This window comes from Mesorhizobium sp. B1-1-6, assembly GCF_006443035.1.
In the GTDB taxonomy this organism is placed as follows: Bacteria; Pseudomonadota; Alphaproteobacteria; order Rhizobiales; family Rhizobiaceae; genus Mesorhizobium.
Genome location: NZ_VFWR01000003.1, coordinates 194,876 through 210,945, shown reverse-complemented (window position 1 = coordinate 210,945; position 16,070 = coordinate 194,876). Strand labels below are relative to the sequence as shown.

Here is a 16,070-nt window from a genome sequence, read left to right as displayed (position 1 = left end):
CGATGAGTTCCGGGGACAGGCCAAGCCGCGCGACAGAAGCCTTCTTCGGCCGTCGGCGCGGCAAGCCGGTTCGCCCGCAGCAGGCGGCGGCGCTGGAAAGCGGCCTCGACGCCTATCGGCTCGATCTGACGACCGAGGCGCCGTCGGATCTGCGGGCTCTGTTCGAAGCCGATGTTTCCGCCGTTCGCCTCGAAATCGGCTTTGGCGGCGGCGAGCATCTCCTGCATCGCGCGACCGAAGCGCCGATGACCGGCTTTATCGGTGTCGAGCCCTTCGTCAACGGCATGGCCAAGATGATGATGGCGGTGCGGGAAAAGCCGCTGGCCAACCTCAGGGTCTACGACGACGACGCCACGCGGCTGCTCGACTGGCTGCCGCAGGCCTCGCTCGATGGCATCGACCTGCTCTATCCCGATCCGTGGCCGAAGAAGAAGCACTGGAAGCGCCGTTTCGTCAGCCCGGTCAATCTCGATCGTTTCGCACGCGTTGTGAAGCGTGGCGGCGAATTCCGTTTCGCTTCCGACATCGACACCTATGTGAACTGGACCCTGCTGCATTGCCGTGCGCATGGCGGTTTCGCCTGGCAGGCTTCAGAGGCCGTCGACTGGCATCGCCCCTACGATGGCTGGCCAGGCACCCGCTACGAGGCGAAAGCCGTCCGCGAGGGCAGGCGGCCGGCCTATCTTACCTTCATCAGGACCTAGGCATCAGGTCCCAGGCATCGGGATTTGGGCATCAGGATCTGGGCCCTTCGTGAGGGAGAGATCTTCAATTGTTGCGGGGACACAGAAATCGAATGTCGCCCGTTGGCCGGAGTTCAGAAACGGCCGATCTTGTCGAAAGCCGTCGGATCCATGCCGAGGCTGCGCAGATCCTGGGCGCGCGGCTTGCGGCCGGCTTCCACCGCCCGCGACGCGGCTACGGCGCTGCCGAATGTGGTGAAGAGATCGCCTATGGCGGAAAAAACCTTGCGGCTGTTCATTGTCATGTCCTTTCGCGTGCGGTGACGCGCTATCGCTGTCGCTTTGTGCAATGCAACATAGATAGGAGCGCGGCTTGAGGACCAACAAGGGCCGTTGCCGCATGGATGGCATGCACCTGGCGCAACCCCAATGCGCCAGGACATTCGCGCAGTTGGGACGGCGGGCTTGAAACACCGGGGCGGATCGTTTATATCAGCCTCAAATTCTTGGTCGGTATGACGAAGAGTGGGTCCACCCGGTCCCGCTCTTTTTTATTACCTGCCGACGGCTAGAGAATGATCGACAGGAATCGAATGACGTCAACGGCAAGCGAGAGCGACGATCGCATCATCCGCGAAAGCGGCATCGATGCACGCATCGCGCTGATCGTCCAGCCGGTGCTGCGCGGCATCGGCTTTCGCCTTGTACGCGTGCATCTGTCCGGCCAGAACGGGCTGACGCTGCAGATCATGGCTGAGCGCGAGGACGGCACCATGACGGTCGAGGATTGCGAAGAGGTGAGCCGTGCGGTGTCGCCGGCGCTCGACGTCGACGATCCCATCGAGAAGGCGTATCATCTCGAAGTCTCATCGCCCGGCATCGACCGGCCGCTGGTGCGCAAATCGGATTTCTCGACCTGGACCGGTCATCTGGTGAAGATGGAAACATCGGTCGTTGTCGCGGATCGCAAGCGCTTCAAGGGCAAGATCGCCGAAGCCGGTGAGAACGATGTGCTGATCGAGCGCGACAAGGCGGCCTACGGTGAGGAGCCGACAGTGCGCGTGCCCTACGACGCCATTGCCGAAGCCCGGCTGATCCTGACCGACGACCTCATCCGTGATGCATTGTCGAAGGACAATAGGGCGCGCAAGGAAGCCAAGAAACGCCGCGGCGAACCGGACGACGACGTACCGGAGGGTACGGAACCGGGCGCTACGGAAGAACACGAACAGGAAAGTTGATTGAGCTGCCGGCCCCAGGGGCCGGCAAACAGGCTCGGGAGAAAAAACATGGTTGTAAGCGCCAACAGACTTGAACTGCTGCAGATTGCCGACGCGGTCGCGCGTGAAAAGTCGATCGACAAGTCGATCGTCATCGCCGCCATGGCTGATGCGATCCAGAAGGCGGCACGCTCGCGTTATGGCCAGGAGACCAACATCCGCGCCGACATCAACCCCAACACCGGTGAGATGAAGCTGCAGCGGCTGATGGAAGTGGTCGAGAAGGTCGACGACTATGCCACGCAGATCGCCATTTCCTCGGCGCGCGAGCGCAATCCCGACGCCCAGCTCGGCGACTTCATCGCCGAACAGCTGCCGCCGATGGATTTCGGCCGCATCGCCGCCCAGTCGGCCAAGCAGGTCATCGTGCAGAAGGTGCGCGAGGCCGAGCGCGACCGCCAGTATGACGAATACAAGGACCGCATCGGCGAGATCGTCAACGGAACCGTCAAGCGCGTCGAATACGGCAATGTCATCGTCGATCTCGGCCGTGGCGAAGCGATCATCCGCCGCGACGAGCTGATCCCGCGCGAAAACTACAAATATGGCGATCGCGTCCGCGCCTATGTCTACGACGTGCGCCGTGAGCAGCGCGGCCCGCAGATCTTCCTGTCGCGCACCCATCCGCAGTTCATGGCCAAGCTCTTCACCATGGAAGTGCCGGAGATCTATGACGGCATTATCGAGATCAAGTCGGTCGCCCGCGATCCCGGTTCGCGCGCCAAGATCGCCGTCATCTCGCGCGACAGCTCGATCGATCCGGTCGGCGCCTGCGTCGGCATGCGCGGCAGCCGCGTCCAGGCGGTCGTCGCCGAATTGCAGGGCGAGAAGATCGACATCATTCCGTGGTCGCCCTCGGCCGCATCCTTCATCGTCAACGCGCTGCAGCCGGCGGAAGTCGCCAAGGTCGTGCTCGACGAGGACGCCGAGCGCATCGAAGTGGTGGTGCCGGACGACCAGCTCTCGCTGGCCATCGGCCGCCGCGGCCAGAATGTGCGCCTCGCTTCGCAGCTCACCGGCTGGGATATCGACATCCTGACCGAGGCCGAGGAATCCGAGCGCCGCCAGAAGGAATTCGTCGAGCGCTCGGCGCTGTTCATGGAAGCTCTCGACGTCGACGAGATGGTCGGCCAGGTGCTCGCCTCCGAAGGCTTCACCAGTGTCGAGGAAGTCGCCTATGTCGATGCCGGCGAAATCGCCTCGATCGACGGCTTCGATGAGGATACCGCCTCGGAGATCCAGACCCGGGCCCGCGAATATCTGGAGAAGATCGAAGCCGAGCACGACGAAAAGCGCAAGGCGCTGGGCGTCAAGGACGAGCTGCGCGAAATCCCCGGCATCACCACCGCCATGATGGTGACGCTAGGCGAGGACGGCGTGAAGACGATCGAGGATTTCGCCGGCTATGCCGCCGACGACCTCACGGGCTGGAAGGAACGCAAGGACGGCGAGACCAAGGTGTATCCGGGCGTGCTGGCCGATCATGGCGTTTCGCGCGCCGATGCCGAGCAGATGGTGCTCGCGGCCCGTCTCAAGGCCGGCTGGATTTCCGAAGACGAGCTTGCAGCCGAAGAAGCGCCGGCTGACGAAGCCGTTGGTGCGTGAGGTGAAACCGCATCGCACAGAAACCGCCCTTGGACGAGATGAACGATCGCACCTGCATCGTCACCCGCAAGCAGGCCGAACCGGATGAACTGATCCGGTTCGTCGTCGGCCCGGATTCGGCCGTCGTTCCGGATCTCAAGAGAAATCTGCCCGGCCGTGGTTGCTGGGTGAGCGCCGACCGCCTACATATCGACAAGGCGGCGGCCAAGAACCTTTTTAGCCGCGCCTTTAAGGCACAGGTGGTCGTGCCGCCCGATCTCGGCGGCATGGTCGATGGGCTGCTTTCCAGATCCGCCCTTGGCATGCTGGGTCTCGCTCGCAAGGCAGGGGCGATCGCGCTGGGCGCCACCAAGGTGGAGAGCGCGGTGCGCGGTGGATTGGCGCTTTTCGTGCTCCACGCGACCGAAGCCTCAGACGATGGCGTGCGCAAGATCAGCCAGGCGCGGCGGGCGACCGTCCATATTGGCGGCCCCTCCATCCTTGCCTACAAACTTTTCTCCGAGGCCGAGTTGAGCTTGGCATTGGGGGGTACAAATGTGATACATGCTGCCGTCCTCGCGGGAGACGCGGGTAAGGCGGTCCAGAAGCGCATGGTTGCGCTCGACCGATATCGGGGCGGTACCCCGGACGATCTGGCAATGCTTGCGGCCGTTGCTGACGAAGATGAGGCCGCAGAGGATATGGAATGAGCGATACGAAATCGGGCGACGACAAGACGTTGAGTGTTACGCCGAAGAAGACCTTGACGCTGAAGCGCCCCGGCATGGAACAGGGCACCGTGCGCCAGAACTTCTCGCACGGCCGCACCAAGTCGGTCGTGGTCGAGACCAAGAAGCGCAAATTCTCGCTGCCCGGCGACAAGCCGGAGCCGGCGGTGGCGGCACCCGTGTTCACCCCGAAGCCGGCGGTCGCGGCGGCTCCCGTCGTGCAGGAGGCACCCAAGGCGCCGCCTCCACCTCCGCCGGCACCGGTCGAGCGCAGCGGCATGGTGTTGAACGAACTGTCGCGCAGCGAAATGGAAGCGCGCCGCAGGGCGCTCGAAGGCTCCAAGGCGCGCGAGGTCGAGGACCGCCAGCGCGCCGTCGAGGAAGCCAAGCGCCGCGCCGAGGATGAGGAGCGCCGCAAGCGCGAGCGCGAGGAATCCGCACGCCGCCAGGCCGAGGAAGAAGCGCGGTTGCAGGCCGAGGCCGAATCCCGCCGCCGCGCCGAGGAAGAGGCGCGTCGCCGCGCGCCGCAGGCCGCCGAACTGGCGACCGCCGACGAGGAAGAAGAGGTCAAGCCGAAGCGGACTGGCGCCGGTGCGCCGGTGCGCCGTCTGGTGACGCCCGAAGTGGCGCGTCCGGCCAAGCCGACCAAGGGCGAGGAAGACCGCCGTCGCGGCAAGCTGACTTTGAACTCCGCGCTTTCCGACGAGGATGCGCGGGCCCGTTCGCTGTCGTCGATGCGCCGCCGCCAGGAAAAGTTCAAGCGCGCGATGCACAATGAGCCGCGCGAGAAGGTTATGCGCGAAGTGATCCTGCCCGAAACCATCACTATCCAGGAACTGGCGCAGCGCATGTCCGAGCGCGCCGTCGATGTGGTCAAGTTCTTCATGAAGCAGGGCCAGATCCTGAAGCCGGGCGACGTCATCGACGCCGACACGGCGGAACTGGTCGCCACCGAATTCGGCCACACGGTCCGCCGCGTCGCCGAGTCCGACATCGAGGAAGGCCTGTTCAACATCGCCGACCGTCCGGAAGACCTGGTGTCGCGGCCGCCTGTCGTGACCATCATGGGGCATGTCGACCACGGCAAGACCTCGCTGCTCGACGCGATCCGCAACGCCAATGTCGTCTCCGGCGAGGCCGGTGGCATCACCCAGCATATCGGCGCCTATCAGGTCGAGAAGAACGGTCAGAAGATCACCTTCATCGACACGCCCGGCCACGCCGCCTTCACGGCCATGCGCGCCCGCGGCGCCCAGGCCACCGACATTGCCATCCTGGTGGTGGCGGCCGACGACAGCGTGATGCCGCAGACGATCGAATCGATCAGCCATGCCAAGGCGGCCGGCGTTCCGATCATCGTGGCGATCAACAAGATCGACAAGCATGACGCCGATCCGCAAAAAGTGCGCTCGGAACTTCTGCGCCATGAGGTATTCGTCGAATCCATGGGCGGTGAAGTGCTTGATGTCGAAGTATCGGCGACCAAGGGCACCAACCTCGACAAGCTGCTAGAAGCGATCCTGCTGCAGGCCGAAATCCTCGACCTCAAGGCCAATCCGGACCGCACCGCCGAGGGCGTCGTCATCGAGGCGCAGCTCGACAAGGGCCGTGGCCCCGTCGCCACCGTGCTGGTGCAGACCGGCACGCTGATGCCGGGCGACATCCTTGTCGCCGGCAATGAATGGGGCCGGGTGCGCGCGCTGGTCGACGATCGTGGCGAACACGTCAAGGAAGCGCCGCCGGCGATGCCGGTCGAGGTGCTCGGCCTCCAGGGCACGCCGCAGGCCGGCGACCGCTTCGCCGTGGTCAACAACGAGGCCCGCGCCCGCGAGATCACCGAGTACCGCCAGCGTCTGGCCCGCGAGAAGGCGGTTGCCCGTCATGCCGGCCAGCGCGGTTCGCTCGAACAGATGATGTCGCAGCTGCAGACGAGCGGACTGAAGGAGTTCCCGCTGGTCATCAAGGGTGACGTGCAGGGTTCGATCGAGGCGATCAACGCAGCGCTCGACAAGCTCGGCACCGACGAGGTGCGTGCGCGCATCGTCCATGCCGGCGCCGGCGCCATCACCGAAAGCGACGTGTCACTGGCGGAGACGTCGGGCGCGGCGATCATCGGCTTCAACGTCCGCGCCAATGTGCAGGCACGCGCCGCTGCCGCGGCCGCTGGCATCGAGATCCGCTACTACTCGATCATCTACAACCTCGTGGATGACGTGAAGGCGGCTCTGTCGGGTATGCTCTCGCCGGAGCGTCGCGAGACCTTCATCGGCAATGCGCAGATACTCGAGATATTCGACATCACCAAGGTCGGCAAGATCGCCGGCTGCCGTGTCACCGAAGGCAAGGTCGAGCGTGGCGCGGGCGTGCGCCTGATCCGCGACAACGTCGTCATCCACGAAGGCACGCTGAAGACGCTGAAGCGCTTCAAGGACGAGGTTTCGGAAGTCCCGGGCGGCCAGGAATGCGGCATGGCCTTCCAGAACTACGAGGACATGCGCGTCGGCGACATCATCGAGTGCTTCCGCGTCGAGATGGTAACCCGCACGCTCTGAGTTCGTGTGACGTCCGTCATGCCAGGCGGTGGCCGAGAGGCCGCCGCCTGGCAAACATTTGAGACATGAGGCACGGTCCTATCCCGCGCCCCACGCTTTCAGGATCGAGAAAAAATGCCCCGTTCGACCACATCAGGCCCATCCCAGCGCATGCTGCGCGTCGGCGAGCAGGTGCGCCATGCGCTGTCCGAAACCTTGCAGCGCGGCGAGATCATCGATCCGCTGGTCGAGAATGCCGTGGTTTCGGTGTCGGAAGTGCGCATGTCGCCCGACCTCAAGATCGCAACCGCCTTCATCTCGCCGCTCGGCGCCACGGACGCCGGCGCGGTGGTCGAGGCGCTCAACAAGCATGCCAAGTTCATCCGCGGCCGTGTCTCCGGCGCGCTGCGGCAGATGAAGTACATGCCCGAGTTTCGCTTCCGGCTCGACACCTCCTTCGACAATTTCGCCAGGATCAACGATCTCCTGAAATCGCCGGAAGTGGCGCGCGATCTGGATGCGGACGACGACGATAAGGACAGCGAATAATGGCGCGCCGCGGCAAGAAGAAGGGCCGGCCGGTCTCGGGCTGGGTGGTGCTGGACAAGCCGGTCGGCATGGGCTCGACCGAGGCCGTCTCCAAGATCAAGTGGCTGTTCCAGGCGGAGAAGGCCGGCCACGCCGGCACGCTCGATCCGCTCGCTTCCGGCATGCTGCCGATCGCGCTCGGCGAAGCCACCAAGACCGTGCCCTACGTCCAGGACGGCGCCAAGATCTACCGCTTCACCGTCGCCTGGGGGCAGGAGCGCTCGACCGACGACCTCGAAGGTCCGGTGACGCGGGACTCCGATCGGCGCCCCGTGGAGGCCGAAGTGCAGGCGCTGCTGTCGAAATACACCGGCGTCATCATGCAGACGCCGCCGCAATTCTCGGCCATCAAGATCGCGGGCGAACGCGCCTATGATCTCGCCCGCGACGGCGAGACGGTCGACATTCCCGCGCGCGAGATCGAAATCGGCCGCCTCGACATCGTCGAGCACGGGGCCGATCACACGGTTTTCGAGGTCGAATGCGGCAAGGGTACCTATGTGCGCTCGCTGGCCCGCGACATGGGCCGCGATCTCGGCTGCTTCGGCCATATTTCTGAACTGCGCCGGATCGAGGTCGAGCCGTTCACCGCCGAGGATTTCGTCACCGTCGCCGAACTGGAGGCGGCGCGCTTCGGCGAGCAGGGTCATGGCACGCAGCAACCGTCCCCCGATTCGATAGAAGCGCCGATCGATTTTGGCGCGATCGACGCGCTGCTTGTCGACACCTCGGCGGCACTCGACTGCCTGCCGCAGATCGCCATCAGCGACGATGCGGCGACGAAGATCCGCCTCGGCAATCCCGTCATCATCCGGGGCCGCGACGCGCCGGTGGAGGCCGAGGAAGCCTGCGCGACCGCGCGCGGCAAGCTGGTGGCCATCGGCGCCGTCGAGCAGGGCATGTTCAAGCCCAAACGGGTCTTTGCCGGGTGAGGGCCCTCGTCTAATCTCCATGCGACATCTATCCGAGGGACCGCATGGCAAAGGTTGAGGCGATCAAGACGCGGGCGCCGCTCAGGGCCAGGCGGCCGCCGGTCGGTGCATCGCCCGGAACGCTGATCGCCGATCCCGCGGCGCGACGCTCGGAACTGCGGCTCACCCTGATCTCGCCGCAAAAGTCCAAAACGATCGACAATGCCAGCATCGACGACGTCAATGCCAATTGCGAAAAGTGGCCGGTCATCTGGCTGGACTGCACCGGCCTGGCCAATATCGAGCTGATCAAGGAGATCGGCCGCATCTTCAGCCTGCATCCGCTGGCGCTGGAGGACGTCGTCAACACGGGCCAGCGGCCGAAGGTGGATTTCTACGAAGACCTGCTTTCGTGGTCGTGCGGATGATCGACGACGTCGCCTCGCACCGCTACGAGCAGATCGCCGTTTTCCTTGGCAAGAATTTCGTCGTCACCTTCCAGGAGCGCGAAGGCGATCCGTTCGATCCGGTGCGCAAGCGCATCGAAAGCTCGGCGCCGAACCGGCTGCGCGCCCGTGGCGCCGACTATCTCGCCTATGCGCTGATCGACGCCATCGTCGACAGCTACTTTCCGCCGATCGAGGCGGCGGGCGAACTCGTCGACAGCATCGAGGACCAGATGCTGCACGCACCGCACAAGCATCAGATGCAGCAGCTTCATGGATTGCGGCACGACGCCAATGTGCTGAAGGGGGTGCTGTGGCCGATGCGCGACGCGCTGGCGACGCTTATCCGCAACGACGTGCCCTATGTGAAGGCCGAAACCAAGGTCTTCCTGAACGATACGCTCGACCACGCGCTGCGGCTGATCGAGCTGGTCGAGAACCAGCGCGACATGCTGACCGGCCTGATCGAGATGCATCTGTCGCTGAGCCAGGCACGCACCAACGACGTCATTTCCTATCTGACGATCGTCTCGGTCATCTTCATGCCGCTCACGTTTCTGGTCGGCGTCTGGGGCATGAATTTCGATCCGGAGACGTCGCCCTGGAACATGCCTGAGCTGAAGGCCTATTACGGCTATCCCTTGTCGCTGCTGTTCATGGCCGTGGTCGCGGTTGGGCTGATTGCCTTCTTCAAATGGAAAAAATGGCTTTGACAGGGATAACTTGCCGTTTTGGCGTGAAAAGCCGGCTTCGTGAATTGGGCTGGTGTTTTCTTGGGAATTGCACTATATGCGCCGCAGCTTAGCGCTATGACGCTCTGCTTGCACCGGCCCCTGCTGGACGACATCCCGGCTGAGGGCGACCCGTTTCCTCGAACAGATAAGGAAAAACACGATGTCGATTACTGCCGAGCGCAAACAGGAATTGATGACTGAATTCGCAACCGCCAAGGGCGACACCGGGTCTCCGGAAGTTCAGGTAGCCATCCTATCCGAGCGCATCAAGAACCTGACCGACCATTTCAAGGACCACAAGAAGGATAACCATTCCCGCCGTGGTCTGCTCGCTCTCGTCTCCCAGCGCCGAAGCCTGCTTGATTATCTCAAGCGCAAGGACGACACGCGCTACCAGACGCTGATCGAGAAGCTCGGCCTGCGCCGTTGACGAATTGACCGGCGGGCCTCACAAGGGCCCGCCGGTCGCGCATTTGAGCACCGGACCAATCCGATCTCGAATGCAGGTACTGGAGCGCCGCGCACCCATCCGGATGCCGGACGGACGCTCCAACAAGTTGAGTTTGCGCGTGACGCATTCCACAAGCCGCTGCTTGTGGGGTCATGCGCAGGGCCAGTCGGATCGATTGGCCAAATCCGGTTTCGAGCGTGCAGAGGGCCCCCTCGAAGCCACCCCATGGACGGTCATGGGGCAGGATTGCAGGACGCTCGCGCGGCCATCCGGCCGACATGGATCGAGCTTCCCGTTGTCTTGCCCGTGGCTGCCCGAGAAAGGAAGCCAGGGGAAAGGGCACCCGCGCACGCTGAAACGGCGCGGCCCTTTCCTCATATGAAGGACAAGACATGTTCAATCACCACAAAGTGGAAATCGAATGGGGCGGTCGCCCGCTCATCCTCGAAACCGGCAAGATCGCGCGCCAGGCCGACGGCGCCGTGCTCGCCACCTACGGCGAGACCAAGGTTCTCGCCACGGTCGTTTCGATGAAGGAGCCCAAGCCGGGCCTCGACTTCTTTCCGCTGACCGTCAACTACCAGGAAAAGACCTACGCCGCCGGCAAGATCCCGGGCGGCTATTTCAAGCGTGAAGGTCGTCCGAGCGAAAAGGAAACGCTGGTTTCGCGCCTCATCGACCGCCCGATCCGCCCACTCTTTGCCGACGGCTACAAGAACGACACGCAGATCGTCGTCACCGTCGTCCAGCATGATCTCGAGAACGATCCGGACATCCTGTCGATCGTCGCCACTTCGGCGGCCCTGACCCTGTCGGGCGTGCCCTTCATGGGCCCGATCGGCGGCGCCCGCGTCGGCTACATCAACGGCGAATACGTGCTCAACCCGCATGTCGACGAGATGCAGGAATCCAAGCTCGACCTGATCGTCGCCGGCACCGCCGACGCCGTGCTGATGGTCGAGTCCGAAGCCAAGGAACTCGGTGAAGACCTGATGCTCGGCGCGGTCATGTTCGGCCATCGCGGTTTCCAGCCGGTGATCGACGCGATCATCAAGCTGGCCGAAGTCGCCGCCAAGGACCCGCGCGACTTCACCGCGCCGGACTATTCCGCTCTCGAAGCCGAGATGCTGAAGATCGTCGGCGACGAGCTTCGCGACGCCTACAAGATCACCGACAAGCAGAAGCGCTATGCCGCCGTGGACGCCGTCAAGGCCAAGGTCAAGGCGGCCTTCGCTCCGGCCGAAGGCGAAGAGCCGAAATATTCCTCCGAGCAGATCGGCAGCGTGTTCAAGGAGCTCCAAGCCAAGGTCGTGCGCTGGAACATTCTCGACACTGGTTCGCGCATTGACGGCCGTGACCTGAAGACCGTGCGCAAGATCGTATCCGAGGTCGGCGTCCTGCCGCGCACCCACGGTTCGGCGCTGTTCACCCGCGGCGAGACCCAGGCGCTGGTCGTCGCCACGCTGGGCACCGGCGAGGACGAGCAGTATGTCGATTCGCTGACCGGCATGTACAAGGAGAAGTTCCTCCTCCACTACAACTTCCCTCCCTATTCCGTCGGCGAGACCGGCCGCATGGGCTCGCCCGGCCGCCGCGAGATCGGCCACGGCAAGCTCGCCTGGCGCGCCATCCGCCCGATGCTGCCGACATCAGACCAGTTCCCCTACACGCTGCGCGTGGTCTCGGAGATCACCGAGTCCAACGGCTCGTCGTCGATGGCAACCGTCTGCGGCACCTCGCTGGCGCTGATGGACGCCGGCGTGCCGCTGGCCAAGCCGGTCGCCGGTATCGCCATGGGCCTGATCAAGGAAGGTGAGCGCTTCGCCGTGCTCTCCGACATCCTGGGCGACGAGGATCACCTCGGCGACATGGATTTCAAGGTCGCCGGCACCGCCAACGGCATCACCTCCTTGCAGATGGACATCAAGATCGAGGGCATCACCGAGGAGATCATGAAGATCGCTCTCGACCAGGCCAAGGACGGTCGTCAGCATATTCTCGGCGAAATGGGCCACGCGCTGTCCGGCGCGCGCGCCGAGCTCGGCGAGTTCGCGCCGCGCATCGAGGTCATGCACATCCCGACCGACAAGATCCGCGACGTGATCGGTTCCGGTGGCAAGGTCATCCGCGAGATCGTCGAGAAGACCGGCGCCAAGATCAACATCGAGGATGACGGCACGGTCAAGATCGCTTCGGCGAACGCCAAGGAGATCGAGGCGGCGAAGAAGTGGATCCACACCATCGTCGCCGAGCCGGAAGTCGGCGAAATCTACGAAGGCACGGTCGTCAAGACCGCCGACTTCGGCGCTTTCGTCAACTTCTTCGGCCCGCGTGACGGCCTCGTCCACATCTCGCAGCTTGCCAACGACCGGGTCGCCAAGACTTCGGACGTCGTCAAGGAAGGCGACAAGGTGTGGGTCAAGCTGATGGGCTTCGACGAGCGCGGCAAGGTCCGCCTGTCGATGAAGGTCGTCGACCAGGCCACCGGCAAGGAAATCGTTCGCGACAAGAAGGCCGAGAGCGAAGAAAACGCCGCCTGAACTGGCTAACGGAAAAATCGAAGCGGGCGCGGCTCATGTCGCGCCCGTTTTCGTTTATGGAGCAAAGGCATGTCCGCTGAAGTGCTGAAGACGCTGTTCCATCCATTCGAGGCCGAGGCGGTCGCCTTGCCGCGAAAGGGCGAGCGCATGCTTTTTCTCGGGGCCGAATCCGGCTTGCGGACACCGCGGGACTTCGACGCCGAGCTGCACGTGGTGCAAGGCTTCCGGCCGCATTTTCGCGCGCTGCAAGCTGCGGGCTTCACTGTCACCCCGCAAACGCAAGGCGATGGCTTTGACGCCGCGCTGGTGCTCGCGGGCCGCCATCGCGGCCAGAACGAGCTGCGCATCGCGGATGCGCTGGAGCGCGTCGCCGAGGGCGGATTAATCGTCATTGCCGGCGGCAAGGATGATGGCATCGCCAGCCTGCGCAAGCGCATGGACGAGCTTGTGCCGCTCGAAGGCCATCTGCCCAAATATCACGGCATCGCCTTCTGGCTTCGCCGGCCGGCCGGGACGGAGACGGCAGCAGCGCTGCGTGCCGCCAATCCCGCCGGGCTGGTCGACGGCCGTTTCAGCACGGCGCCCGGCATGTTTTCCTTCGATCGTGTCGATGCCGGTTCGAAGTTGCTGGCGGACCATCTTCCGGCCGACCTGCGCGGCCATGTCGCCGATTTCTGCGCCGGCTGGGGCTATCTGGCGGCGGAGATGGAAGCGCGTTCGCCCGGCATCTCGGCACTTGATCTCTATGAGGCGGATTTCGCTTCTCTCGAAGCCGCCAAAGCCAATCTTGCCACGGCCAGCCAGTCGGTTGCGAAAGGTTTCTTCTGGACGGACCTGCAGGGGGAGCCGGTCGAGCGTCGCTACGACGCGGTCATCATGAACCCGCCTTTTCACCGCAGCCGCGCGGCCGAACCGGAGATCGGCGCCGGCCTGATCCGGGCAGCGGCAAAGGCGCTGAAGCCGGGAGCACGGCTGTACATGGTGGCGAACCGCCAGCTGCCCTACGAGCCGGTACTGGCCGCCGCCTTCTCCAGCCATGCCGAGCTCGCCCGTGACGGCATGTTCAAGGTTCTTTCCGCGCGTCGCTGACACGCAACGGCGTGACACTCAGTGCAGATTGGCGACGCGCCTCGAATCCTCGATGACATGTCCCTCGCCGGCCATGACCGCAAGCGGCGCCGGCCGGCCGAACAGATAACCTTGCACCACCTCGCAACCGGCTGCCCTGAGCAGTGTCGCCTGGTCCTCTGTCTCGACACCCTCGGCAATGATACTGACGCCGAGTGCTCGCGAGAGGCCGACAATGGTCGATACGACGGCGCCGGAGCTCGAATCCGTATCGATGCGGCTGACGAAGGAGCGGTCGATCTTCAGCTTGCCGAAGGAAAAATCGATCAGGTAGCTGAGATTGGAATAGCCGGTGCCGAAATCGTCGACGGCAACCGAGATGCCCATATCGGCAAGCTCTTTCAGGATGGCGGCGGCGCGGTCGCGGTCCTGCATCATGGCCGTCTCGGTGACTTCCAGCTCCAGCCGCGACGGCTTGATGCCGGTGGTCCGCATCGTGTCGCGCACGAGGCCGATGAAGTCCTTGGTCATGAACTGGACCGGCGAGATGTTGACGGCGACGAAGCAGTCGTCGGGTAAATGGCGGGCGTCGCTGCATGCCTTGCGCAGAACCCATTCGCCGATCGGATTGATCATGCCGGTTTCCTCGGCGATCTGGATGAACTCCAGAGGTGGGATCATGCCGCGTTCTGGATGGTTCCAGCGGATCAGCGCTTCATAGCCGACGATGCGGCCGCTCGGCAGGTCCAGCTGCGGCTGATAGTGAAGGTCGAAATCACCGCGCTCGAATGCGATGTGCAGCTCGGATTCGACCCATTGGCGATGATCGGCGACCCGCCCCATCTCGGTATCGAAGACCGACCAGTTGCCGACTCCCCTGGCGCGCGCATTTTGCAGCGCCAGGTTGGAGCGGCGCAGGATGAGGACCGGGTCGACGCCGTCCTTGGGCATCGCCACGATGCCCACCGACAGGCTCACCGATTGCTGGTGGCTGCTGAGCTCATAGGGCTCCATCATCTCGTCGATGAGCCTCTCCACCATAGCTTCCATCGTTCCCTGAATCTGATGATCGGGAAGCAGCACCGCGAACTCGCCGGCGCCGATGCGCCCGATCTGCACGCGCTCGGTTACGCAGGCCTGCAGCCGCTTGGTGAAGGCGCGGATCAGTTCGTCGCCCTGGCTGTAGCCGATCGCGTCGTTGATCTGCTTGAACCGGTCGATGTCGATGTCGATGAGGAACATCGGGGCCCCGGTGCGGCTCGTCGCGCAGGCTGCCTCGGCGATCTTGCCGACCATCGCCGGACGCGCCAGCAATCCGGTCAGCTTGTCGAACTGGGTTTCGTTGAAGACGAAATCAGCCGATTCATCGACGCCGGCGAAGAAAGACATCGCGGCTCCCGCCGCCGCCAATGCGCAAAGGGCAGCCATGATCGCCACCATCACGTCCGCCGGCATGCCGGCAAAGCCGTCGCCAAGCGCGTGCTTCAGCCCCCAGATGCCGAGAATGAAACTGCCAATGCCCGAACTGGCTATGGTGATCAGCCGGAACACCGGTGTGCGGTTCGGGTTGCTGACGGCAGGCATTGAAAGTCCCCAAATTGCGGGACTCTATAGCCGATAGGCCCTTAAAATGAGTTTCCGCGAATGCATCCAATTTTATTGGAAGGGAATTATTTCTTCGCAGGAGAAAAGACTATTTCGCGAAATGGCCTATTCGCTCGCGCGATCCGTCTGCTTCAGCTCCTCGAGCGTCGGCATGGAAACGATATGATAGCCGGAATCGACATAGTGGATTTCGCCGGTGACGCCGGAAGCGAGGTCGGACAGGAGATAGAGTGCCGAGCCGCCGACCTCGTCGATGGTCACGGTGCGGCGCAGCGGAGAATTGCGCTGCTGGTAAGAGAACATGTGGCGCGCATCGGAAATCCCGGCGCCGGCAAGCGTTCGCACCGGTCCGGCCGATATGCCGTTCACCCTGATGCCGCGCGGGCCGTAATCGTTGGCGAGATAGCGCACGCTGGCCTCGAGGCCGGCCTTGGCGACGCCCATGACGTTATAGTTCGGCATGACGCGCACCGAACCGGCATAGGTCAGGGTGATCATCGATCCGCCATCCTGCATCAGGGCCGCGGCGTGGCGCGCGACCTCGGTGAAGGAATAGCAGGAGATGACCATAGTGCGGATGAAATTGTCGCGGCTGGTGTCGGCGTAGAGGCCCTTGAGCTCATTCTTGTCCGAAAAGCCGATGGCATGGACCACGAAGTCGAGCCCGCCCCAGGCCTTGCCCAAGGTCTCGAAGGTGGCGTGGACCGAGGCGCTGTCCTCGACATCGCAGGGAACCACCAGCGCCGCGCCGAGCTTGTCGGCAAGCGGCTTGACCCGGCGGCCGAAGGCGTCACCCTGGTAGGTGAAGGCAAGTTCGGCCCCATGTTCAGACAGTTTCCGGGCTATGCCCCAGGCGATCGAATGATCGTTGGCGACGCCCATGACAAGCCCGCGCTTGCCCTTCATCAATCCGTCCATGAT

The 16,070-nt window shown here is 63.8% G+C and carries 13 protein-coding genes and 1 pseudogene; 11 read left to right on the top strand and 3 right to left on the bottom strand.

Going from position 1 to position 16,070, the window contains the following annotated elements:
- Positions 1–2 precede the first annotated feature (2 nt).
- Positions 3–704 (top strand): tRNA (guanosine(46)-N(7))-methyltransferase TrmB, encoded by a 702-nt coding sequence (locus tag FJ979_RS07645; RefSeq protein WP_140580421.1) that lies wholly within the window; start codon positions 3–5, stop codon positions 702–704.
- Positions 705–817: 113 nt separating this feature from the next.
- Here the strand turns inward: FJ979_RS07645 and FJ979_RS07640 are convergent, their stop codons facing one another.
- Entirely contained in the window at positions 818–982 is a 165-nt protein-coding gene (locus FJ979_RS07640) for a hypothetical protein (RefSeq protein WP_140496794.1), read from the bottom strand.
- Positions 983–1,276: 294 nt separating this feature from the next.
- On the opposite strand from FJ979_RS07640, the gene rimP reads away from it, so the two are divergent.
- The 10 genes and pseudogenes from rimP to FJ979_RS07590 all read left to right on the top strand — a co-directional run bounded on the left by rimP (position 1,277) and on the right by FJ979_RS07590 (position 13,565).
- On the top strand, positions 1,277–1,924 hold the full coding sequence (gene rimP / locus FJ979_RS07635) for a ribosome maturation factor RimP (protein ID WP_140557592.1): 648 nt from the start codon (positions 1,277–1,279) through the stop codon (positions 1,922–1,924).
- Positions 1,925–1,972: 48 nt separating this feature from the next.
- Positions 1,973–3,568 carry a transcription termination factor NusA gene (nusA, locus tag FJ979_RS07630; protein WP_140496790.1) on the top strand — a complete coding sequence of 532 codons (1,596 nt, stop codon included), beginning with the start codon at positions 1,973–1,975 and terminating at the stop codon, positions 3,566–3,568.
- Between the two features lie 38 nt (positions 3,569–3,606).
- Entirely contained in the window at positions 3,607–4,257 is a 651-nt protein-coding gene (locus FJ979_RS07625; protein WP_140497289.1) for an RNA-binding protein, read from the top strand.
- Positions 4,254–6,827 carry a translation initiation factor IF-2 gene (infB, locus tag FJ979_RS07620; RefSeq protein WP_140513170.1) on the top strand — a complete coding sequence of 858 codons (2,574 nt, stop codon included), beginning with the start codon at positions 4,254–4,256 and terminating at the stop codon, positions 6,825–6,827. Before FJ979_RS07625 ends, infB begins: the two co-directional genes overlap by 4 nt.
- A 114-nt stretch (positions 6,828–6,941) precedes the next feature.
- Positions 6,942–7,355 (top strand): 30S ribosome-binding factor RbfA, encoded by a 414-nt coding sequence (gene rbfA, locus FJ979_RS07615; RefSeq protein WP_140496786.1) that lies wholly within the window; start codon positions 6,942–6,944, stop codon positions 7,353–7,355.
- A complete protein-coding gene (gene truB, locus FJ979_RS07610) occupies positions 7,355–8,326 on the top strand; it encodes a tRNA pseudouridine(55) synthase TruB (protein WP_140496784.1) in 972 nt (323 codons plus the stop codon). Before rbfA ends, truB begins: the two co-directional genes overlap by 1 nt.
- A 44-nt stretch (positions 8,327–8,370) precedes the next feature.
- Positions 8,371–9,464 (top strand): annotated as a pseudogene (gene corA, locus FJ979_RS07605) (magnesium/cobalt transporter CorA).
- Between the two features lie 139 nt (positions 9,465–9,603).
- Complete coding sequence (gene rpsO, locus FJ979_RS07600; RefSeq protein WP_281405124.1) at positions 9,604–9,915, top strand: 30S ribosomal protein S15; 312 nt, start codon at positions 9,604–9,606, stop codon at positions 9,913–9,915.
- A 413-nt stretch (positions 9,916–10,328) separates the two neighbouring features.
- Complete coding sequence (gene pnp, locus FJ979_RS07595; RefSeq protein ID WP_140513176.1) at positions 10,329–12,476, top strand: polyribonucleotide nucleotidyltransferase; 2,148 nt, start codon at positions 10,329–10,331, stop codon at positions 12,474–12,476.
- A gap of 69 nt (positions 12,477–12,545) precedes the next feature.
- A complete protein-coding gene (locus tag FJ979_RS07590) occupies positions 12,546–13,565 on the top strand; it encodes a class I SAM-dependent methyltransferase (RefSeq protein WP_140580419.1) in 1,020 nt (339 codons plus the stop codon).
- Positions 13,566–13,583: 18 nt separating this feature from the next.
- Here FJ979_RS07590 and FJ979_RS07585 read toward each other — a convergent pair whose 3' ends face one another.
- Both FJ979_RS07585 and fabI read right to left on the bottom strand, forming a co-directional pair.
- On the bottom strand, positions 13,584–15,128 hold the full coding sequence (locus FJ979_RS07585) for a bifunctional diguanylate cyclase/phosphodiesterase (RefSeq protein ID WP_140523885.1): 1,545 nt from the start codon (positions 15,126–15,128) through the stop codon (positions 13,584–13,586).
- Positions 15,129–15,254: 126 nt separating this feature from the next.
- Entirely contained in the window at positions 15,255–16,067 is an 813-nt protein-coding gene (gene fabI, locus FJ979_RS07580; RefSeq protein ID WP_140513182.1) for an enoyl-ACP reductase FabI, read from the bottom strand.
- Between the last annotated feature and the right edge of the window lie 3 nt (positions 16,068–16,070).